Origin of the sequence: Zhongshania antarctica, assembly GCF_014202945.1 — a bacterium.
Lineage (GTDB): Bacteria > Pseudomonadota > Gammaproteobacteria > Pseudomonadales > Spongiibacteraceae > Spongiibacter > Spongiibacter antarcticus.
The window spans coordinates 88019-110065 of the sequence record NZ_JACHHW010000006.1 but is presented as its reverse complement, the minus strand read 5'-3'; the positions used below and the strand labels follow the sequence as shown (position 1 = coordinate 110065).

At 52.8% G+C, this 22047-nt stretch carries 20 protein-coding genes and 1 riboswitch; of the genes, 8 read left to right on the top strand and 12 right to left on the bottom strand.

The window, feature by feature from the left end:
- Positions 1–45: 45 nt before the first annotated feature.
- Positions 46–2097, top strand: coding sequence for a metallophosphoesterase (locus HNQ57_RS11645; RefSeq protein WP_184463168.1), 2052 nt, complete (start codon positions 46–48; stop codon positions 2095–2097).
- A 9-nt stretch (positions 2098–2106) separates the two neighbouring features.
- On the opposite strand, the gene HNQ57_RS11640 is transcribed toward HNQ57_RS11645, so the two are convergent.
- From HNQ57_RS11640 to HNQ57_RS11605, 8 genes are all read right to left on the bottom strand, one after another.
- A complete protein-coding gene (locus HNQ57_RS11640; protein WP_184463166.1) occupies positions 2107–3570 on the bottom strand; it encodes a cobyric acid synthase in 1464 nt (487 codons plus the stop codon).
- A gap of 95 nt (positions 3571–3665) precedes the next feature.
- Positions 3666–4322 carry a 5,6-dimethylbenzimidazole synthase gene (gene bluB, locus HNQ57_RS11635; protein ID WP_184463165.1) on the bottom strand — a complete coding sequence of 219 codons (657 nt, stop codon included), beginning with the start codon at positions 4320–4322 and terminating at the stop codon, positions 3666–3668.
- The gene (locus HNQ57_RS11630; RefSeq protein ID WP_184463162.1) at positions 4322–5098 is read right to left on the bottom strand and encodes an ABC transporter ATP-binding protein; all 777 of its coding nucleotides are present in this window, start codon (positions 5096–5098) and stop codon (positions 4322–4324) included. The genes bluB and HNQ57_RS11630 overlap by 1 nt, the downstream gene beginning before the upstream one ends.
- Before the next feature lies 1 nt (position 5099).
- Entirely contained in the window at positions 5100–6098 is a 999-nt protein-coding gene (locus tag HNQ57_RS11625; protein ID WP_226968341.1) for a FecCD family ABC transporter permease, read from the bottom strand.
- Positions 6085–6966, bottom strand: coding sequence for a cobalamin-binding protein (locus tag HNQ57_RS11620; protein ID WP_226968340.1), 882 nt, complete (start codon positions 6964–6966; stop codon positions 6085–6087). The genes HNQ57_RS11625 and HNQ57_RS11620 overlap by 14 nt, the downstream gene beginning before the upstream one ends.
- Entirely contained in the window at positions 6966–7574 is a 609-nt protein-coding gene (gene cobO / locus HNQ57_RS11615; RefSeq protein WP_184463160.1) for a cob(I)yrinic acid a,c-diamide adenosyltransferase, read from the bottom strand. Before cobO ends, HNQ57_RS11620 begins: the two co-directional genes overlap by 1 nt.
- 73 nt (positions 7575–7647) lie before the next feature.
- Positions 7648–9519: a TonB-dependent receptor domain-containing protein gene (locus HNQ57_RS11610; protein ID WP_184463157.1), complete on the bottom strand. Its 1872-nt coding sequence runs from the start codon at positions 9517–9519 to the stop codon at positions 7648–7650.
- A gap of 90 nt (positions 9520–9609) precedes the next feature.
- A riboswitch (cobalamin riboswitch) is annotated at positions 9610–9790 on the bottom strand.
- Between the two features lie 52 nt (positions 9791–9842).
- Complete coding sequence (locus tag HNQ57_RS11605) at positions 9843–10772, bottom strand: 2-dehydropantoate 2-reductase (protein ID WP_184463155.1); 930 nt, start codon at positions 10770–10772, stop codon at positions 9843–9845.
- 95 nt (positions 10773–10867) lie between these two features.
- Here HNQ57_RS11605 and HNQ57_RS11600 point away from each other — a divergent pair, with 95 nt between their 5' ends.
- Together HNQ57_RS11600 and HNQ57_RS11595 are read left to right on the top strand one after the other, a co-directional pair.
- A complete protein-coding gene (locus HNQ57_RS11600) occupies positions 10868–11350 on the top strand; it encodes a YajQ family cyclic di-GMP-binding protein (protein ID WP_184463153.1) in 483 nt (160 codons plus the stop codon).
- Positions 11351–11448: 98 nt separating this feature from the next.
- Complete coding sequence (locus HNQ57_RS11595) at positions 11449–12726, top strand: AmpG family muropeptide MFS transporter (RefSeq protein ID WP_221301686.1); 1278 nt, start codon at positions 11449–11451, stop codon at positions 12724–12726.
- Between the two features lie 209 nt (positions 12727–12935).
- Here HNQ57_RS11595 and HNQ57_RS11590 read toward each other — a convergent pair whose 3' ends face one another.
- From HNQ57_RS11590 to HNQ57_RS11580, 3 genes are read right to left on the bottom strand one after another with little or no spacing between them, the layout of a single operon-like run.
- Positions 12936–13241 carry an MGMT family protein gene (locus tag HNQ57_RS11590; protein ID WP_184463151.1) on the bottom strand — a complete coding sequence of 102 codons (306 nt, stop codon included), beginning with the start codon at positions 13239–13241 and terminating at the stop codon, positions 12936–12938.
- A complete protein-coding gene (locus HNQ57_RS11585) occupies positions 13238–13888 on the bottom strand; it encodes a carbonic anhydrase (RefSeq protein WP_184463149.1) in 651 nt (216 codons plus the stop codon). Before HNQ57_RS11585 ends, HNQ57_RS11590 begins: the two co-directional genes overlap by 4 nt.
- Positions 13889–13914: 26 nt before the next feature.
- The gene (locus tag HNQ57_RS11580; RefSeq protein WP_221301685.1) at positions 13915–14940 is read right to left on the bottom strand and encodes a phospholipase A; all 1026 of its coding nucleotides are present in this window, start codon (positions 14938–14940) and stop codon (positions 13915–13917) included.
- Between the two features lie 152 nt (positions 14941–15092).
- Here HNQ57_RS11580 and HNQ57_RS11575 point away from each other — a divergent pair, with 152 nt between their 5' ends.
- The 3 genes from HNQ57_RS11575 (at position 15093) to groL (ending at position 17814) form a co-directional block, all read left to right on the top strand.
- Entirely contained in the window at positions 15093–15584 is a 492-nt protein-coding gene (locus HNQ57_RS11575) for an FxsA family protein (protein WP_184463147.1), read from the top strand.
- Positions 15585–15806: 222 nt separating this feature from the next.
- Positions 15807–16097, top strand: a complete 291-nt coding sequence (locus HNQ57_RS11570; RefSeq protein ID WP_008251500.1) for a co-chaperone GroES — start codon at positions 15807–15809, stop codon at positions 16095–16097.
- A 58-nt stretch (positions 16098–16155) separates the two neighbouring features.
- A complete protein-coding gene (gene groL, locus HNQ57_RS11565; RefSeq protein WP_008251499.1) occupies positions 16156–17814 on the top strand; it encodes a chaperonin GroEL in 1659 nt (552 codons plus the stop codon).
- 87 nt (positions 17815–17901) lie between these two features.
- Here groL and HNQ57_RS11560 read toward each other — a convergent pair whose 3' ends face one another.
- On the bottom strand, positions 17902–18624 hold the full coding sequence (locus tag HNQ57_RS11560) for an acyltransferase (protein WP_008251498.1): 723 nt from the start codon (positions 18622–18624) through the stop codon (positions 17902–17904).
- 213 nt (positions 18625–18837) lie between these two features.
- Between HNQ57_RS11560 and HNQ57_RS11555 the strand changes: the two genes are divergently transcribed.
- Positions 18838–21159, top strand: coding sequence for a thrombospondin type 3 repeat-containing protein (locus tag HNQ57_RS11555; RefSeq protein ID WP_184463144.1), 2322 nt, complete (start codon positions 18838–18840; stop codon positions 21157–21159).
- A 231-nt stretch (positions 21160–21390) separates the two neighbouring features.
- Positions 21391–22020 carry an SAM-dependent methyltransferase gene (locus HNQ57_RS11550; RefSeq protein WP_184463142.1) on the top strand — a complete coding sequence of 210 codons (630 nt, stop codon included), beginning with the start codon at positions 21391–21393 and terminating at the stop codon, positions 22018–22020.
- Positions 22021–22047: the final 27 nt, after the last annotated feature.

Sequence of the window (22047 nt, the reverse complement as noted above, 5' to 3'; positions counted from 1 at the left end):
GTGTGAAGTGATTATTTTTAAAAACTTTTGAAATGTTGAATAACTATGACGGTATTACCTTATTTCGCTAAGGCGAGCTTAATTGCATTACTGCTTAATTTAGTCGCGTGTGGTGGCGGCTCTTCGGCAATGCCGACGGCAGCGCTCGATGGTCCGCTCCAAGAAACACCTGCGCCAGATACATCTCCTGATAGTTCGCAAGAAGACGCCGTTGTTAGAATGATACTGCTCGGCGATAGCGGCAGTGGCAGCGAGGGGGCCTATGCGGTTGGTAAGGCGGTGGCCAAGGTGTGCGCGGCGCGGGGCTGCGACTTGGTGCTGGGCCTGGGCGACAATATTTATGAGTCTGGGGTGAGCTCGGCGCTGGACCCTCAGTTTGAAGAAAAGTTTGAGCTGCCTTTCGCCCCTATTGATTTGCCCTTTTACTTTGTACTTGGCAATCATGATAACAGTGGTTTCTTTGGCGGCGATGGTGCCAATAATGCCAAAGGCGATTTTGAAGTCGACTACCATTACCGGGATAGTCAGCACCCAGATTCACCGCGGCAAACTTCACGCTGGCATATGCCGTCGCGTTATTACCGCTTTACGCAAGGCGGCGAGGCCAATGCACCACTGGTGGAGTTGTTCGGTGTTGATTCAAATCAAATTGCCGGGGGCTTCCCCGACAGCAATGAAAATTACTCCTACAATAATTACGGTTTGGTTCAAGCTCAGTGGCTGAAATCGGCGATGGCCAGCAGTAAAGCCAAATGGAAGATTGTCTTTGCTCACCATCCTTACATCTCCAACGGCTCCCACGGCAATGCCGGTAATTACGACGGTGCCCCTGCGTTTATTGCGCCGGTGTTAGCCGGTGAACGCTATAAAGCATTTGTTGAAGAAACCCTATGTGATAAAGCAGACTTCTTCTTTGCTGGCCACGACCACGATTTGCAGTGGCTGATGCCCGTGGCCTCCTGTGGTAAAACCGGTTTTATTCTCTCGGGTGCGGCGAGTAAAACCCGCAGTCTTGAACACCGCGACGACAATCCCGTGTTTTATGAAAAGGGCGATAGCTACGGCTTTGTCTGGGTCGAAATCAAGGGCGATAAAATGGTGGGCGAAATCTACCAAGTCGATCCCGCCGACGCAGCGCTGGGCTTAAGCTCACTCAGTCAGCCTGAACCAGCATTTCGGCGCGAGCAAATTCAGCAAGAAGCAATTGGCTTACCTGAATCAGAAGGTTTTACTAGCCCACTGCAGACTAACGACAGCTTTGACGTCAACGGCGAGACTGGCAACCTCGATCCGGTGCAAACGCAATTTAGCAGCGGCTTTAATAGCCTTGCCGAGGCCATTCCCGAAGAAAATATTAGTCGCCTTGTGGCGGGGGTGGGTGAATCCGGTACTGCACTATTGGAAGTTGCCGATTCGCTGATCACGGGTTTGCAGGGCGCCGCCACTGAGCAGAATCCAGACTTGGCCTTGGCCGGAGCCGCGCGGGCAAGTCAGGCCCTGCAGTACGCATTGCAAAGCTTACAAGGCAGTCTTGTTCCGGCTGAGGGTCAAGGCTTGCCGGCGCCCCTCGACCAGCTCAGCGCTGTGCTGGCGCAGTTCAGTGCGGCGTCGCCCAATGCGGATGATGACAGTGCAAATGGAAACGCCAGTGCCAATCTGCGAGCTATCACCGATCCCCTGCGCAATTTGGCCAGCAATATTCAAAATATTGTTGATGGAATTGCCGAGGAGGGCGATAGCCTGCCGGTAGCTGGCGCCTCACTGGACTTGTTGTCAGAATTATTAATCGACGTTACTCGTTTACTCGATGCGACCGGCAATGTTGGTAGCGGCGAAATGGCCCAAGTATTGGCCTCCACTACTGACGACTTGCTCGCCAATATATTACTAAATGTTGTGCCCATCGAGGAGTTTGCGCCAAGTGAGGTGAGTGACGCGATTGGTCTTGGCCCCAAGTTTTTGGGTAGCGTCTTACTCTTGGTTAGCCAAGAAGTGGCTTACCATTTAGATTCGCTGGTTTTGCCGCCAATTTTACAAGGCCTTGCTATGCTGCCGCTGTCGGCACTGGATGAGTTGTTTGCCGCGTTCACGCTTTGATTTGTAGGTCTACTGCGCTTTGTTAGGTCTTGTGAGAGGGCTTAGCAAAGCTTCAATATCCAGATTCGCCTCTAAACAATCCGCCAGTCTGTCGATATTACTTTCAATCACTTCGGCGTAATCCAGTGTCTCCACGCCGTAGAGACCAGCCCATTTTAATAGGCTGTCACGAGTCTCACTTTCATCAAACAGGCCGTGTAAATAGCTGCCAATAATCTGGCCGTCGGCACTGCGGGCGCCGTCGCGATGGCTGCCCAAGTCGGCAAAGGGCGTATCCAGTGCCGGACCAGTGCTGATGCCAGCGTGAATTTCATAGCCGCGTATTTTTGCTTTTCCTGCCCACAAATGGCCGCTGACCTGGCGCAGTGTTTTGTCGTTGCCGAGGGCGGTTTCCATGTCGAGCAGGCCAAGGCCGGTAGTTGATCCGGCGTCGCCCTCGATGGCGTCGGGGTCGTGTACTGCACGGCCTAACATTTGAAAACCGCCGCAAATCCCCAGCACCTTGCCGCCGTAGCGCAGGTGCTTTTCAATATCTTTGTGCCAGTTGTTGCTGCGCAAATACTCTAAGTCGCGGCGGGTGCTTTTACTGCCGGGCAGAATAATCAAATCGCAGGGCGGAACGGCTTCGCCCTTGCCCACGAACTTTAGATCGACCTGCGGGTGCAAACGCAATACATCGAAATCGGTATGATTACTAATGCGCGTGAATACCGGCACCACCACTTTAATCGCGTTTTCACTCAGGGTTTGGCGGCTGTCGATGGCGTCTTCGGCTTCTAAATGCAAATCGTGAATATAGGGCACCACGCCGATGACCGGCTTGCCGGTGCGCTCTTCTAGCCAGTCGAGGCCAGATTGCAGCAGGGCGATGTCGCCGCGAAAGCGATTGATGATAAAGCCCGTTACCCGCGCCTGTTCGCTCTCTGATAGCAAATCTAAAGTGCCAACCAAGTGGGCGAACACACCGCCGCGATCAATGTCGGCCACAATGACCACGGGGCAATTCACCGCCTCGGCAAAGCCCATATTGGCGATGTCATTGGCGCGTAAATTAATTTCGGCGGGGCTGCCGGCGCCCTCCACCACAATTACATCGTATTGTTCGCAAAGGCGCTGATGTGATTCTAATACCGCGACCATGGCGCGTTTTTTATAGGCGTGGTAATCCTGCGCTTCCATATTGCTCAACGCCTTGCCGTGAATAATCACCTGGGCGCCGGTGTCGCTATTGGGTTTGAGCAGCACCGGATTCATGTCGGTGTGTGGCAGCAGGCCGCAGGCTTGGGCCTGCACCGCTTGGGCGCGGCCAATCTCGCCGCCCTCTGGGGTCACCGCGCTATTCAAGGCCATATTCTGAGGTTTGAAGGGGGCTACGCTTAGGCCGCGGCGTTTAAATACGCGGCACAGGCCGGCAACCGTTACACTTTTACCTGCGTCCGAGGTAGTGCCTTGAATCATTAATGTTAGGGTCATCGCTGTGTGTCACTTAATGTAATTGGCGTGGTTCGTCTATTTAGGGCGACGGGAGAACGTTAATTTCGTCCGACGTCCGACGCCAGACCTGCACCTTAGTCTTGCCAGCCGTCTTGCATAATCAGTTCATCAAGGTCTTTGCGCGTCGCCCATTGCTCGGTCTCGAGCATGGGTCGCGGGTAAAATTCATCTACCGGGCCAAGACAGAGTATGGCGATGGGCAGACTGCCGCTGGGCATATTCAATAAGTGCATCAATTGCTCGGGGTCAAATAGCGACACCCAGCCCATGCCCAAGCCCTCGGCGCGGGCCGCGAGCCACAGGTTTTGAATAGCGCAGGACGCCGACGCCAAATCCATTTTCGGCAGCGTGCGACGACCAAAGATATGCTTTTCGCGCTGATCCATTAAGGCGACAACAATTATCTCGGCGCAGTCTTTAATGCCTTCTACCTTTAAACGCATAAATTCGTCTTCGCGCTCGTTTAAGGCTTGGGCGGTTTTAATGCGCTCTTCTTGCACGGTGTTGTAAATTGAATTACGCAGCTCGGGATTCTGAATCCGAATAAATCGCCAGGGCTGCATTAGGCCGACACTGGGCGCGAGGTGGGCGGCGCCAAGTAATTTCATTAAGGTATCGTGGGGCACTTCGCCGCCGCAAAAGTGGCGCATATCTCGGCGCTCGGCAATTACTCGATACACTGTGTCGATGTCGGCTTGCGTATAGGCGTTGTTCTTTGCGTCTGAGTTCATCAGCCTGAGTTCCTGCTACTCAGGGGAATGAAGTAGCGCTGGCCGTCGCTAACGATGCTGCGCAGGGGCTGATTGTAAAGTTTCTCTAGGGCAGGGGTGGCGAGCATAGTGTCGGCATCGTCCCAGCAGGCATCGCCGTTGGGGTAGAGTAATAAAATTTTATCGCACCACTGGGCGGCTAAATTCAAATCGTGCAGGCACAGCACAATGCCGCAGTTACCCGTCGCCTGCTCGGCTAATAACTCCATAATTTGCACTTGGTGTTTTAAGTCCAAATGATTGCTGGGTTCGTCGGCCAGCCACAGCTTGGGCGTTTGACTCAGCGCGGTGGCAATAGCCAAGCGCTGACGCTCGCCGCCAGATAAAGTGCTAATGAGGCGGTGCTCTAAATTGCCTAGTTCTAATTTTTGCAGGGCGGCGCGGGCGATGGCTAAATCCTCGGCGCTCTCAATATCCCAAGGGGAAATAAAGGGGTGGCGGCCAATCATGGCAGTTTCTAATACCGTGGCGGGAAAGCCCTCGCCATTGTTTTGAAAAACCACCGCCAATTGCTGCGCCACCTGTTTGCGGCGCAGTAGCTGAATATCTGTGCCCGCTAATTCCACCGCGCCGCTGCGGGGTTTGCGCAGTCCCGCTAGGGTGTGGAGCAAGGTGGTTTTACCAGCGCCGTTAGGGCCGAGTACGCCCCAGGTTTCACCTGGCTTAATCTCGAAAGACAGCGGCGTGCCACTGTTGCGCTCGGGAATGTCGATAATCAGGTTTTTGGCCGCGAGCATCTTAGCGGCTCCGGTGTAGTAAGTATAAAAAGGTAGGTACGCCGATCAGTGCGGTAATCACACCCGCAGGCAATTGCTCGGGGGCGATCAAGGTTCGCGCTAAGGTGTCTGCTAAAGTCAGTAGCGCCCCGCCGGCTAAGGCCGCGGCGGGCAAGATCAGACGCTGGTCGTTGCCGAGTACCAAGCGCAGCATATGCGGCACAATCAAACCGACAAAGCCGATACTCCCTGCGGTGACGACCGCAAAGGCGGTGAGCAAGCTGGCGGCAATATAAATTGTCCATTCCAGTGCCCGTACCGAAACCCCGAGTGCGGCTGCCTGCATTTGGCCGCGCGCTAATACATTTAGGCTGCGTCCTAGCGGCAGCATAATAATGGAAATCAGCCCGAGAACGATGAGTGCTGGCCAGGGCGAGCGGGCGTAGGCGAGGTCGCCCATCAGCCAATACAACATGCCTGGCAGTTGATCGCTAGGGCTGACCGCGAGCATAAAGGTGATGGCTGCGCCCCAGCCGGAGGCGATAACAACGCCGGTTAATAGCAAGCGTGTCGGTGTCCAGCTGCCGGTGCCGTGGGCCAAGCCAAATACGGTGAGGGCAGATACCATGGCGCCGATAAACGCCGAGCCAGATACTGCGGCGGCGCTTAGGCCAAGCAACATTGAAGAGAGGGCGCCGACCGCCGCGCCGCCAGACAGACCTAGAATATACGGGTCGGCCAGTGGATTGCGCAGTAGCACTTGCATTAATGCGCCCGCTACTGCGAGTAAGCCGCCAGCGCCAAAGGCGGATAGGGCGCGGGGCAGTCGCAGTTCAAATACCAAGGTGCGGTGTAGCGGTTCCCCGCCGCCGCTCAGAACCTGCCACAGTTCGGCGTTAGAAATACTGACACTGCCAGTGGTGATCGCAAGCGCGAGGGTGGCAAACGTAAGCAGGGCCAAAATGCTCAGCGGCAGAATAAAGTGTGGCACTGCCCCACGGCTGGTTTTAACGGCGGCCACGGGCTGTCTCTAAATGTTGGCAGAGCAGGATGGTGCCTTCCAGTAAACGCGGGGTTGGCCGCTGAATGGTTGAGGGTGGAATAAAAAATAAGTTGTTGCGACGCACGGCGGTGAGGCCACTAAAGCGCAGCCATTCGTCAAGCCAGTCACGATTTTCTTCGCCCATGCCACCGGCGATGATGGCCTCGGGGTCGGCGGCCAATACCGCTTCATTGTCGATGCGGGCGCTGAGATTAGGCAAACCGCCAAACACATTCACGCCGCCGCAAATGCGGGTGGCCTCGCTAATAATATGCTCATTATTAACGGTCATGAGCGGGTTGCTCCAAATTTGTTGGAACACGGTAACGGGCGCTGAGTGGCTGTAACGATTCTCTAAGTCGGCAATACCTGCGCGGAATTTTTCTGCAGCGAGTTTGGCGTGCGTCTCACTGCCCGCAAGTTTGCCCAGCCTTTCTAGGCTAGTACTCACATCATCAAAATCATTGAGCTGGGTATAGTAAATTGTGAGGCCAAGTGACTTTAATTTGGCTAATTGCTCGGCGGGATTGCCTTCAATCCAAGCAATAAGCAAATCAGGGTTCTGCGCCAGAATCGCTTCTTGGTCAAAGCGATTATAGCTACCAACCCTAGGTAGTGATTTTGCCGCTTCGGGGTAGTCGCAATAGCTCACTGCGGCAATGACTTGGTCACCGCCGCCAGCGGCGTAGATCAGCTCGGTCGCACCAGGAGATAAAGCAATAATGCGCTGCGCGGGTTTGCTCAGGCAAACTTCAGCGCCGCTATCATCCCTCACACATATATCCGCGACAGCTGAGCCGACGCTAAAAATCGCGATGAGTGCGAGGGCGAAAATGGGCTTCAACACTACCACTCCACACCCTTGCGGGCTTTTATACCGTTGTGAAAGGCGTGTTTGGTATCGTCGATCATCGACACGGTATCGGCGAGTTGTTTGAGTGGTACCGGTGCGCCGCGACCAGTCACAATGACGCTCTGCTCGCGGGGGCGATTGCGCAGGGCTTCGTAAACTTCTTCGGCGTCGAGATAACCATATTTTAAAACGTAGGTAATTTCGTCGAGCAATACCAGATGAATGGTTTCATCTTGCAATAGCAGCTTGGTTTTCTGCCAGGCTTGCTGGGCTGCTTCGCGGTCTTGTTCTTTGCTTTGAGTTTCCCAAGTAAAACCGGAACCCATCACAATAAACGGTACTTCTGGACAGCGCTGCTGAATAAAATTGCGCTCGCCGCAGTCCCATGTACCTTTAATAAATTGTACTACGGCTGCTTTATAACCGTGACCCAAGGCGCGAATAACCGTGCCAAAGCCAGAGCTAGATTTGCCCTTGCCGGGGCCGCTGAGCACAATGAGTACACCGCGCTCTTCGGTGGCCTGAGCGACTTTCTCGTCGATCATGGCCTTTTTGATTTGCATGCGTTTCTGGTGTTTTTCGTCGTCACTCAGTGTAGTCATTAGGTCACCTGTTAAATGTACACCGCCACTTGCAGGCAAGTGGCGGTGTTTAAATCAAAGGCAATGATACCTTTTATTTGGGTGTGTAGGTGATGCTGAGCATGGCTTCGCGGCCAATAGGCTGATAATCGCCAAGGCTGCCGCGGGCAGTGACATACTCGCGGTCAAATATGTTCTTCAAGGCCAAATTGAGTTTAAGCTGCTCATTGAAGCGGTAAGAAACGGCACTGTCGACTAAAGCGTAGCTGCCTAGTTCGTCGGTATTGTTTGTGTCTTCATAACGATTGCCAACAAAGCGTAAGCTCGCACTAGTGCCCCAGTGTTGCCATTGGCGATCAGCATCAATATTAAATTGTTTGCTGGCTCGACGCCGCAAATCTTTGTTAGTGCTGGTGTCAGTGGCGTCGAGTAAGGTGGCGTTGGCTTCGATATTCCATTGATACAGACTGGTCGATGCGCTGAGTTCAAGGCCTTTTAGCTCCGCGCCCTTGATTTGGTCGGGGCCAAAGGTGGCGGGGTTGTATTGAATTAATTGATCAACATCATTATGGAAATAGCTGACACTCCACGCTCCCCGCGTGTGATCGCCGCGCAATTCCAACTCGCGGTTTACCGAGGTTTCCGGCGCTAATGTCGCGACCCCGTAGAAGGGGTAATACAGATCGTTGAAGGTTGGTGCATTAAAACCTTCGCCGTAAGAGGCTATGATTTTAATGGGTTGGGCAACTTGAACGCCGACCGAGATGTTGCGGGTGTCGTAGTGACCGAACTGTTCATTGTCGTCGTTACGACCGCCTATAGCGAGGTCAACAATGCCGAGGTCAGCCTGCCACTGTGCGAATACGGCCTTATTAGCGCGTGAGTCTTCGCCGTAATTGAGATTGCTATCGACTTCGTCGAGCAGGCGTTCAAACCCCACAGTGAGTACATGGCTGTCACTGAGTAACCAGTCATTTTGTAGGCTATAAATTTTGCGGGTGGTGTCAAAATTATCACCGCTTACGCCAACCGCGCCGCTTTCAATATAGTGGTGTTTAATCTGTGATTGGTCTTTGGATTCACCTGCCGATAAGGTCAAAAGCCAGTTTTGCAATAACTGGAATTCCCCACGAATATTGGCAACATTCACCTCGCTTACCGAGTAGGGCGAACAACTGTAAACAGCGAAAGGTGTGCCGTAGCAGTTGGTGTCGTAATCGCTTTCGCTGCGGCTGTTTTGGTATAGCGCAAATAAGCTGGCGCGCTCGTTAATTTTATGACTCGCCGTCAGGTTGAATGCGGTTTGTTCAAAGCCGTCTTTGTCGCCGTGTACCCCGGATTTGCTCTCGCTATTATCGATACCGTCAGTATTTTCTTGCAGAGCGCTAAGATTAAACTGGGTTTGGTTATTGCCACCGCTTACGGCTGCCAGGGCTTTGCTGCTACCCTGGGTGCCGATGCCCAGTTGCAGCATGGGCTTTACACCGTCGGTGTCGTGGTATTTGCGGGTGATAATATTGACGACGCCACCGATGGCCTCAGAGCCGTATAAGCTAGAGCGCGAGCCACGCACAATCTCCACCCGCTCAATAAGCTCTGGGGGTAGATTGGTTAGCGACGGGCTGCCGAGAGTGGCTGAGCCAATGCGCACGCCATCGATTAAGACCAAAGTGTGGTTGCTTTGATTGCCGCGTAGAAACAGGCTGGTATTGGCGCCCCGCCCGCCGTTGCGGACAAAGCTCACGCCTACCGCGCGAGACAGCAATTCTTGTAAGTCGACAGGTTGAATACGCTCAATGTCGGCGCGTTCAAATACTGTGACCGGTGCCAAGCTGTCGGCAATAGACTGCTCGGTGCGGGTCGCCGTGACAATGGTCGTTTCCATTTCGTTGTGAGTTTGAGCAGACAAGCTTGTTGCCGCGAGTGTTATCGCGCTGCAGAGTGCACTTAACGTGATTTTGTTCATGGTTAACCTCAAAGCTAGTAAAGGAAGCAATGAGGGAGGGGTAGGGGCTATATACAAGTATACGACCGCTGATGGAGCCCTCCGCTTCATCGGGTAAATCGGTAGTAGGCCGGTTCCGGGCTTGCCTATTGCTCTTGATAGCAGTGGCTTACCGTTGCGGGGGCAGCGTCGGACTTGGTGGTGTTCTGTATGAACACGCCTCACCGGACTTCCCGTTTAACTCATCGCCGCGAATAACGCGGGCTTGAGCACCTATTACGTGGCGCGCACTCTACGGCTATGGTGTTATTTTGTCAAATTATGGTGGGACGAGAATCGCTGGCTTAGACGCGATTTTGTAATGAAATCCGTTGAACTTCGTCGAGCAGCAGTTGATTGGCGGGTAGGTGTAAGCCCTGTTTTGCGGCGAGTCGACACAGATAACCTGTAATCGCCTCAATCTCGGTTTCTTTGCCAGATTCAATATCTTGAAGCATGGAAGAACGGTTGTTGGCGGTAGCGCGGGCAACGTCCAATACTTGCTGGTGTAAGTTGGCGAGCTCTTGGTCGAAATTCAGGATTTTGCTGAGCTGTAGAATTTCTTCTACCACGCTAGCGATTTGCGCCAAGGCTTCTGGCTTGTCGAGCAATTCGCCATTGCGGCAGCGATGAATAACCGTGAGGGGGTTGATCGCGCAGTTTATGGCGAGCTTGCGCCAAAGCACGGCGTCAATATTGTCGTTTGGTGATACTGTTAGCGGTGCAAAACTCAGGGATTGAGCGATGGCGTCTGCCTTGTCAGCTGCGCTGCCAATTAAGGTTTGGCCGCGTCCCGCATGAACGACCGCAAAGCGGCTGGGCCGGTAAGCGCCCTCGGTAGTGGAGGCTTTAAATAGTCGTGCTTCGGGAAATTGCTGTTGGACTTGTTCGGCGATACCGAGGCCGTTTTGCAATAGCACCAAGCTGGCGTCGGGCTGAATATACTCTGCTATCGCTGCCAATGCAGTGAGGGTTTGCTGGGCTTTGGTGGTGATCAGCAGGTGCTGAATGGGGGCTGTGATCGTTGCTGGGCAGCGGGCGGCAATATTGAGTAAGTCAGTTTGCCCGTTAGCCGTGAAGCGAATGCCGCCGTGCTGGCGATAAGCTGCTAAGCTGCGGCGGTCACGAAAGATGAGTTCAGTATTGTGGCCGCTGCGCTGGGCATAGCAGGCCCATAAGCTACCAATGGCGCCGGCGCCAAGAATTGACCATGTTGGATTCGCGGTGTTGCTCACAGTGCTTTTCTGTACATTTGCTTGGTCCTACACATTCAGTCCGCAGTCTCAGGATGCTAAACTGCGCGGCGCAACATAACAAAGGAATTTAGGCTATGCCAGCGTTTGATATTGTCTCAGAAGTGGATTTACACATCTTTACCAATGCCGTTGATCAGGCTGGGCGGGTCATTGAAACCCGTTTTGACTTTAAAGGTGTGGATGCGCGCTTTGAACGCGACGCACTGACGGTAACCATGTTCGCCGAGGCGGAGTTCCAATTGCAGCAAATGGAAGACCTGCTGCGTGCTGCTTTGGTAAAAGTGAAAATCGACCCCCTCGCCATGGAGATGGGTGATGTGAAGGGCGCGGGTAAGCAGGTAAAGCAGTTGGTTACCATGCAAAGCGGCCTGACCTCGGATGTGGCGCGCAAAATTGTTAAATTGATTAAAGATCGTAAGCTCAAAGTGCAAAGCCAAATTCAAGACGAGCAAGTGCGGGTAACCGGTAAAAAACGCGATGATCTGCAAGAAGTCATGGCGATATTGCGCGCCGAAGAGCTGGATCAGCCCCTGCAATTTACTAATTTCCGGGATTAATGGGGGTTTTCTTGCGTCAGCGCAAGGGTTGAATTTTCCGCCCTTGCATTCTCTGCCCTGCAAGCCAGAATGAACGCACTTTATACTCGGAACCGGCCATGACTGAACAGTCCCCACCGCCCATGCCAAGCTCAGCCCCTCTGACTTGGCAGCAGGCGATTTTTAATCGCCATATGTTTATCTGTGTATTAACCGGTTTTGCCTCTGGCTTGCCCCTGTATTTCTTGATTCAGCTGGTCCCGGCTTGGTTGCGCAGTGAGGGTGTGGGGCTCACTGAAATCGGCCTGTTCGCGCTGATTGGCTTCCCCTATAACTGGAAGTTTGTCTGGGCGCCGCTGATGGATCGCTATGTGCCGCCCTTCTTGGGGCGGCGGCGGGGCTGGATGATCATCAGCCAGTTTGGCCTGATCGCGTCGATGGCGGTGTTGGGTTTTATCGACCCTAAGTTTTCAGTGGGTTTGGTGGCTTATGGTGCGGCGGCGGTGGCTTTTTGCAGCGCCAGCCAAGATGTGGTTTTGGATGCCTACCGGCGGGAATTGTTGCGCGACGATGAGCTGGGGCTGGGCAATGCAATTCACGTGCAAGCCTATCGCCTAGCAGGTTTGGTGCCCGGCTCCATCGGTGTGATTCTGGGTGACTATTTACCGTGGAGCACGGTGTTTATGGTTATGGCCGCATTTATGTTAATTGGCGTGGCGATGACCCTGTGGATAGACGAGGCTGCCGACGCCAGCATTGCACCGTTAAGCTTGCGGGCGGCGATTGTTGAACCATTCAAAGAGTTTGTTAATCGTAAAGGTTGGGCTAGCGCGCTCTACTTGCTGCTGTTTTTGTTTCTTTACAAGCTCGGCGACAATATGGCCACCGCGCTATCGTCGCCGTTTTACCTCGACCTTGGTTTTACCCTCACTGAAATTGGCACCATCGCCAAAACCGCCTCGCTGACCGCCGCGATTATTGGTGGTTTGGCTGGTGGTATTATTATGATTCGCCTCGGTATCAACCGTGCGCTCTGGGTGTTTGGGGTGGTGCAGGTATTGAGTATTCTCGGCTTTGCCGCACTGGCAGAAATCGGTCACGACCGCTTTGCTCTCGCGGTGGTTATAGTGTTTGAATATCTCGGCGTTGGTCTCGGAACCGCTGCGTTTACGGCGTTTATTGCCCGCGCTACTACACCCGCTTATGCGGCCACGCAGTTCGCGCTATTTACCGCCTTAGCGGCAGTGCCTCGCACCTTTGCTAATGCCACCACAGGGATCATTGTGGAGTCAGTAGGTTGGACGAATTTTTACCTGCTGTGTACGGTTATTGCGGTGCCGGGGATGTTGATGTTGTTTAAAGTGGCGCCGTGGACGGAAAAAACGTCGGACGTCTGAAGTCGGATGTCTGACGAAAAGGCGAGAAATTGGTCGGGTGTCTGGTGTCGGATGTCTGACAAAAATCAAAAGCGAGCTTGACGGCATATTACGGGTCGGATGCAATTATCCGACTTCCGACTTCCGACTTCCGACTTCCGACTTCCGACTTCCGACTTCCGACTTCCGACTTCCGACTTCCGACTTCCGACTTCCGACTTCCGACTTCCTTAATCAGGCCACCGTCGCTGGCGCCAATACACTTTCCCCGAGATATCCGCACTGCCTTCCTGAATTAAGGCGTCCAACTGTCGTTGATAGCCGTCGCTGCCAACAGGAAAGCTAATTTTTCCTTGGGCGTTGATGACTCTGAACCAGGGGAGTTTGGTGTCGCTTGGGGTTTGGCTGAGGAGTTTGCCAACCCGCCGGGCTTGGCCCGGCAGGCCGGCGAGTTTGGCAATGTCGCCGTAGCTGCATAGCCGTCCTTCAGGTATGCCCTGAATGACGGCGTAAAACTGCTGGGCGGCTTCGCTCATTCTGACTCTAGGTTGCGAGTGCGTTCCCAGTAGTCTTCGTAGAAGAAGTCGACTTCGCCCGTTTTCAGTGAATATTCAGCACCGACAACCATTAACTTACCTTCGCTAATCAGTTTTTCGAGGGTAGGCGAACCGCTGCTGAGGTGCTCTACCGACGTGCGAACATTGGCGCGAACCGACTGCTCAATTAAGGCTTTGTGGTCGTGGCGCAGTTCGGTCGACATGAGGGTTTCTACTGCGGGGCGAATGCGTTTAACAATGGAGTGCAAATTCTGTGAGGGGATTTTGCTATTGCCGGTGAGCACGTCCACGGTCGCTGAAATAGCGCCGCAGTTAGAATGGCCCAACACCACAACAAGTGGCGTGCCAAAGCTGAGCGCGGCAAACTCAACACTGCCGATGCCCGAGGGCGCGACGACATTGCCCGCCACGCGGATAACAAAAAGATCCCCTAGGCCTTGATCAAAGACCAGTTCGGCCGGAACCCGGGCGTCGGAGCAGCCCAATACGATGGCGAAGGGCGCTTGAATCTCAACCAATTCTGGTCGTTTATTATGAATGATGCTGGCGGTTTCACTGTTCAATTTGTCGACAAAGCGGGCGTTTCCGGTTTTTAGTCGTTCCAGTGCTTCTTGGGCGTTAATCATTGTTTTCCTTCCGTTTTCAGTGAGGTTTACAGCCAGTCGCTGATCAGTACGCCGATACCGATACTTTCGATGGCGTTATTGTATTCAATCAGGCTCTCTCCGTAGCCATTAAAATACTTTACGTAGGCCTTAACGCGGGAATTGATCGGGAAGCTCCAGCCGAGCTCCATCGCCCCTTTGTTCTCGCTACGCAAGTTGTTGCGAAGCATGAGGCTCAGGGTGCGGTTATGCCAATTATAAATTCCCATCCATTCGAAATGGCCTAGATATTTTTCAATATCTGGGTTGTTGTCGTCCTCCCTATCTTCTTTTAGGCGATACCAAGGTTTGAAGGACATCGCAAAACGATCTCGTTCAAAAATGAAATTCAGCATCAGTCGGTTCCAGCTTCGCGACAAGGGATCGCTGCGGCCATTCGATTGATGATTGAATATTAATTGGTTGCCAACATTTCGAAAACCCTGCCACTCCCAGTCGTTGGTGAAGGTTAACATGAGCTCCGGTTCGTGATTGGTTTCACGGAAAGGCGATGACGTTACACTGTTGTAGGCCTGCCAAAATGAGCGATTGGTATAGCCCATGCTGAGATAGCCGTTATTCTCAAAAATCGACTCCCAGATCATGACTTTTATACTGAGTTGAAATTCTAACTCGATATTGTCTTGCTGAATGTCGATGCCCGGCGCGAGGCTATTGTAGTCAAACATGTCATCTCGATAGGAGACAGGTAAGATGTAATTGCTTCTATGGGGGGTTAAGACAAAGGGGTTGTCATGGGTAAAGCGCTCTAATTCAAAGCGTTGCTGGACTACCCCACTATTACTGTGAGTGGGTTCAGTAATAGTCTGTTCGGGCTGATTTTCAGTACTGGGTGTGTCGGCGGTGCCCCACAGCGGGGATTGACAGAGCGTGCGGAGTTCCGCGACGGTAGTCGATTCTGACGCTGACTGAGCGGCAAGGGCAAGGCAGTCGGAGCTTGCCGCCGCAAGTGGCGCTGCTAACGCGCTGCAGGCGCTGAGAATAAGCAGTGTACTGTACTGATGGCGCTTCATTTATGACCCGTATTGCGGCGTGGCAAAGCTAGAATTGTAAACCAATGCTGGGGCATTTGGCTGGCAATTTTTCAATTGCGCTACTCGCCCTTGAATTCCTAGCTATTTCCCCCCATTTATTGAGAAACCCTATTTATTAAAGTGAGCTTTTGATGCGCTTTTTGTTTGTCTTGTTCGTGGTTTTACCGATATTCGAGATGTGGCTGTTAATCGAGGTTGGCGGCCTGATCGGCAGTTTGCCGACGATTGGTATGGTGGTGTTTACTGCTGTGGTGGGCGCCGCCCTGCTAAAGCAGCAGGGGATAGAAACACTGACTCGCGCCCAGCAGCGTCTAAGTAGCGGCCAAGTACCCGCTACCGAAATCTTGGAAGGCCTGCTATTAGCGGTGGGCGGCGCGCTGTTGCTTACCCCCGGCTTTATCACCGACACCCTGGGGTTTGTGTGTCTAATTGGGCCGTTGCGGCAATGGCTTGTTGGCCAGTTATTGAAGCGCGGGGTGATGCAAGTAAACAATTTTCAAACAAGCGGGTTTCAGTCTGGAAGCGCTCGCTTTACCGCCCCCGATAATGCCGACGCCCCAGTGAACCCGACTGCTCGACGGGATACCGTGATAATTGAAGGCGATTACAAAAAAGAAGAATAATTTTCTTGTCGGGCTCTTGAAAAGCATTTGCGCAGCCCCATTTACAGGACAGCCCACGGTAACTTGGCGGTGATAAGCCTGGTTTTCCCTGTTGGGATGCGTGCTGTTTCCCAATCCGTAACGAAAGGGGGTTCAGGTCAAAAGGCAATGCTGCTTTTGGGCTGACACCGGTTTAGCCGGTCAATAAATTCTAAATCATTGATTTAATGGAGATTGATAAAAATGAAAATTCGTCCGTTATACGATCGCGTTGTAGTTCGTCGTAAGGAAGAAGAGAAGACTAGTGCGGGCGGTATTGTTCTGCCAGGTTCTGCTAAAGAAAAGCCAAACCAAGGTGAAGTCATCGCCGTTGGTGAAGGCAAATTGTTAGAAAGCGGCGAATTGCGTCCGGTTGGCGTTAAAGCTGGTGATGTCGTTATTTTTGGTCAGTACTCCGGTAGCACCGTAAAAGTCGACGGCGAAGAGCTGATCGTTCTGAATGAATCAGAAATCTTTGGTGTAGTAGAAGCTTAAGTCCGGCAAAAGATTTCTTTTGAATCAACGAATTAGTTAATAGAAGGATTATAAGATCATGGCAAAAGACGTAGTATTTGGAAACGAAGCGCGCCAGCGCATGGTGGCTGGTGTCAATATCCTAGCTAACGCAGTTAAAGTTACTCTTGGCCCTAAAGGCCGCAACGTGGTACTTGAGAAGTCTTACGGTGCGCCAACCATCACTAAAGATGGTGTGTCTGTAGCCAAAGAAATCGAGTTAGAAGATCGCCTAGAGAACATGGGCGCGCAAATGGTTAAAGAAGTGGCGTCACGCGCTTCTGACGATGCCGGTGACGGTACTACCACCGCGACTGTATTGGCTCAGGCAATCGTAAACGAAGGCCTGAAATCAGTTGCAGCGGGCATGAACCCGATGGACATTAAGCGCGGTATCGACAAAGCTATTGCCGCTGCGGTTGAAGAAGTTAAGAAGCTGTCTAGCCCCTGCGCAGACACTAAAGCGATTGCTCAGGTCGGTACTATCTCTGCAAACAGCGATTCAAACATCGGCGATATCATTGCTGAAGCAATGGACAAAGTCGGTAAAGAAGGCGTTATCACCGTTGAAGAAGGCCAAGGCCTGCACAACGAACTAGACGTTGTTGAAGGTATGCAGTTTGACCGTGGTTACCTGTCTCCTTACTTCGTTAACAACACAGAGAACATGAGTGTTGAGCACGACAGCCCTTATATCCTGTTGGCTGACAAGAAAATCTCCAATATCCGTGAAATGCTGCCTTTGCTTGAGCAAGTCGCTAAGTCTAGCCGTCCGTTGATTATTGTTGCTGAAGACGTTGAAGGCGAAGCACTGGCTACGCTGGTCGTTAACACCATGCGCGGTATTGTTAAAGTTGCTGCTTGTAAGGCACCTGGCTTTGGCGATCGTCGCAAAGCAATGTTGCAAGACCTTGCGATTCTGACTGGCGGTACTGTGATTTCAGAAGAGGTTGGTCTGGATCTTGAACAAGCCACATTGGAGCACCTTGGTACTGCTAAGCGCGTAACCATGGACAAAGAGAACACCGTGATCGTTGACGGCGCTGGCGATGCTGCTGCTATTCAATCTCGCGTTGCTGAGATCCGCACGCAAATCGAAAACACCAGTTCAGATTACGACCGTGAGAAACTGCAAGAGCGCGTAGCGAAATTGGCTGGCGGTGTAGCGGTTATCAAGGTTGGCGCTGCCACTGAAATGGAAATGAAAGAGAAGAAAGCCCGCGTTGAAGATGCGCTGCATGCAACTCGCGCTGCGGTAGAAGAAGGCGTGGTTCCTGGTGGTGGTGTTGCGCTGGTTCGTGCAATTACTAATATTGGCACTATCGAAGGTGACAACGAAGACCAGACTGCTGGTATCAATGCTGCGCTGCGCGCACTGGAAGCACCTCTGCGTCAAATCGTGACCAACGCAGGTGATGAAGCGTCAGTGGTACTGGATAAAGTTCGCAATGGCACCGGTAACTTCGGTTACAACGCCGGTACTGGCGAATACGGCGATATGATGGAAATGGGTATTCTCGACCCTGCCAAAGTAACCCGTACTGCACTGCAGGCTGCTGGTTCGGTCGCTGGTCTGATCATCACTACCGAATGCATGATTGCCGACGCACCAAAAGCTGAGTCTGGCGCTGGCGGCATGCCAGACATGGGCGGCATGGGTGGAATGGGCGGTATGGGTGGAATGGGCGGCATGATGTAAGCAGTCCCCTGCTCTAAAGTCCCACTTTGGTGGGGCTTTATCGCTTTTCAAACCCCGGCCTTGGTCGGGGTTTGTCGTTTTTGGGCCTTAGTCTTGTTGATTCGGCTTGAATAAAACCCGCAGCCAATTGCGCCAGCTATTATTCTCCATCGCCATCTTGGCGAGTCCGTCCTGAATTTCGTAGTAATGCTCAGAGTCCTGAAACAAGACTTCGCGTTTCAACATTCGTCGTTTGGGATTTATGGTCTTGATTACTCGGGCGGGATTGCCCGCCGCAATCACATTCGCAGGGATGTCTTTGGTGACAATGCTGCCAGCACCAATCACGCTGTTCTCGCCAATACGCACACCTTTATTGACGATGACGCGCTCGCCGAGCCAGACGTTGTCTTCTAATACTACTGGCTTTTCGCTGCGGAAGGGGCGGATGCGGTTGTAAATGCCGTGCCAGTCGCTGTCGCTGATATAAACATTGGCGGCAAACATGCAGTTGTCACCAATGCGGATGGATTTGGCTGCGGAAATTCGTACGCCAGGTGATATTAGGCAGTAATTGCCGATGCGAATTTCCGATTCGCCGAGCCGACTCGGCCAGCTGGTCAAACGAATAATATTGTCTGGCGAAGCGATAATGTGCGCGTGTTTACCCAAATGAATGTTGTCGCCAAAAATGGCCACGCTGCGCGGGTTCACTACGTCGGGTAGGCTGCCCAAGCTGTCGAACTGGGGTGCAATGTAGCGTCGGACATACCAGGTATTTATTGTTTTGCTCAGGCGGTGAAGCGCAAGAGGTGTGCTGCTGCGTCGCAATGTGGAATTCCTGAAGAGGGCGCTCAGTGGCGGGAATGGGTTTGGCGGGGGATTATTTCACGTTGCGTTGGCATATGCATGGGGGATTTTATCTAACGCTTTTGCTATGTTACATCTTGAGAATTCTGGGTAAAAATGTTTTAGTTGGGCCCTCGCGAATCTAAAACAGATATCTTGCGTAAGTATTAGCAATAATAAATTCAGGACACCATCATGTTAAATAGCCGCCTACTAATCATTTTAGTAACTCTCGTCGCCCTCTCTGCCTGCGGCGGCAGCTCTAGTTCGAGCTCTTCACGCAATCCAGGTTCTGGTGAGGTTAGTCAGCCCGCTGACAGTGATGGCGACGGAGTGGCTGATAGCAGTGATAATTGCCCCGCAGTAGCCAATAGCGACCAAGCCGATGCCGACAGCGATGGTGTTGGCGACGTTTGCGATGATGATGCCGACAATGATGGGGTTAGCGACGACCAAGATAATTGCCCCGCCGTGGCCAATGCCAATCAGCAAGACCTTGATGCCGATAGTATCGGTGATGCTTGTGACCCTGAAGACAACCGCGACAGTGACGGCGACGGCGTAGGTAATGAAGACGATCTTTGCGCGAATTCTGCTGCCCAGTCGACCGTCGATGCCCAGGGCTGTTCGGCGGCGCAAACTAATGCCTCCTGCGGCGACAGCTTTGCAACGGTTACGGCGAACCGCCATTACCAGGTAATTTTACCCTCAGCCAGTGGTGAAAATATCAGTTTTGAAGTATTTGAGCCTGCTGTTCTAGATTGCGGCAAGCGCGCTGCGGGTGCCCATCCCTTGGTGTTGCACGGCCACGGTTTTGGCGGCTCGCGGGTTAGCGATCCGGCGGCCGGTGATTACACTGGCAACGCCCTAGATCTGCTCGTTGCGGGCGGCTACCCGGTGATTAGTATCGATCAGCGCGGTTTTGGCGACAGCAGCGGCACCGTGCGGGTAATGGACCCAGACGTAGAAGGCTTGGATTTATTGCAAATACTGGATTGGGCTGAAGCCAACTTAGATTATTTGGCCTGGCGCGATGAGGCTACGGGCGAATTGGCCCCACGGCCAGATCCGGCGGTAAGTGTTGCGGGCGGCGTAAACTTGCTGAGTGGCGCCGTCGGCTCTAGCTACGGTGGTGGCTACCAGTTGCTGATTCACGGCGTGGATGAAAAGCAGCGTATGGACGCGATGGTGCCGGATATTACGTGGCATTACCTGCCCTTTAGTTTAAATCCGGGTGATGTGGTGAAGTCAGGCTGGAGTTTGTTGCTGGTTGGCGGTGGTGAAGCGGGCAGCTATCAGCCCGGATTTGAGAATCAAGAGTCACCCTTGGCGCGAGGCCTCGACCCCTTTGTTAAAGAAACCTTATTGCGGGGTATTGCGACTAATGAGTTTCCGCGCGATGCCTTGGACTGGTTTGCCTACCACAGCCCGCAGTATTGGTGTGGGCTGAACGGCCAAGCGACCATGCCCTACAGTTTTGCTGCTAGTCCGCTAAACAATAATATCAGTAGTGAGTTTAATGAAGCGCCGGGGAGCAATAGCTACACCGGACAGCCGGGGGTGGATATCCTGTTAACTCAGGGTATTCGTGACACCCTGTTTAACTTTAATGACGCGTGGTGGAATTTTCAGTGCCTAAGTGAACGCGCCACCGGTAGCGGTCATGAGGTTCGCCTGTTGACCCATGAAAGCGGCCATATCATTCCTAATTTTGTGGGTGAAACGCCAGAGCCGATTTATTTTCAAGCCTTGGGCGGTAAGTTCGCCTGCGGCGAAAGGACTCAGCGCAGCGCGACAATTGATTGGTTTAATGCCAAATTGCGGGGCCAGACTGCCGCGGCGGATCTCAGCGGTGAGAATAAAATTTGCGTTTCTCTGGCAGATGACGATGCGGTGAATATTCCGGTCAGCAAGTTTAAGGCTCGCCGCTCGGCCAATGATACAACGGCGATTAGCTTCAGTGAATTTAGTGACTTGGCGGTCGGAAATGTGCCCAACGGCGTTGCTGCGCAGACGGCCCATGTTCTCGCGCAAGATGTGAGCATTGCCCCGCTACTAACCGTTAGTGATAGCAAAGGTCTGATTATTGCCGGTATCCCGCAGCTCGATATTACGGTGTCTACCCCGCAAATGGTGAATGACGAAGCTTGTGCGCTGGGCGGGGTGCCTACTATTCGCACCGGCTGCGACAGCATCCTGTTTGTTGGTATCGCGATTCGGAATGTCGGGGGCGAGTGGCGTTTACTCGACGACCAGATCATGCCGGTGCGCGGCCTTGGTGATCATACTGATATCGACTTGGTGGGTATTGCTGAGCGTTTAGCGTCGGGTGATGAGTTGGGCTTGTGGGTCAGCGGTTACCATCCCCAGTATATTGAATCATTTTCTCGGGACCTGACGATCCCCGTCGTGAATATTGCGGCCAGTGTGCGACTACCCTTGTTTGCCTTGGATGCCGCTGGTGAGCCGGATTTTGCTGTAGACCCGAGTACTGCGATTGCGGTGGCGGCGCCTTAGTTATACTTGTTGAGCCAGTAATGTGTGCTGGCTCAATTCTCCTTCTTTAGTTACTGACTCCAGAGCGTAATTTACGCGCCGTCGCTCGATAAGAATTTGTGTCGAAGCGCCTGTCGTCTCTATACTTGAATCCATTCTTTTGTCAGGCGCGTGCGCCGTTTATTGGGTGAGGGTAATTTGGAGCTGTCGTCAATTGTTCCGTGGGGGCGTTCATACGCAGAGTATTGCCGTATGTTTGCCCTTAGCGAAAGGGATTTGGATGGACATATTCTCGGCTGTGGCGATGGTCCGGCTAGCTTTAATGCTGAGTTGAGCCAAGCTGGTGGTCGGGTCATGTCTGTTGATCCGATTTACCAATTCAGTAAGGCGGAAATTAATAGCCGTATTCAGCGCGTCTACCCGGGCATGATCGCTGAGCTTGCTCGCCACGCCGGTAACTATTATTGGAGTAGTTTCAAAGACCCCGGCCACCTTGGCTCCGTGCGGATGTCGGCAATGAATCGGTTTTTAGACGATTTTGACGCTGGCCTCGACGCAGGCCGCTATGTAGATGCCAGCTTACCTGAACTTCCTTTTTTTGATAATGAATTTGACCTAGGTCTGTGTTCGCATTTGTTGTTTTTATACAGCGAGCAGATTGATGCCGCGCAGCATATAGAGGCGCTCACCGCAATGTGTCGGGTGGCCAAAGAGGTTCGAGTCTATCCGCTATTGAGTCTTGACGGGCGCTTGTCGCAGCATCTTCCCGGTGTGTTGCGGTATTTTAATGAGCATGAATATCAAGCTGAGTTAAAGCCCGTGCCATATCAATTTCAAAAAGGCGCGAGTGAAATGCTCACTTTGCGGAAAATTATTTGCTAGATGCTAGATGCTAGATGCTAGATGCAA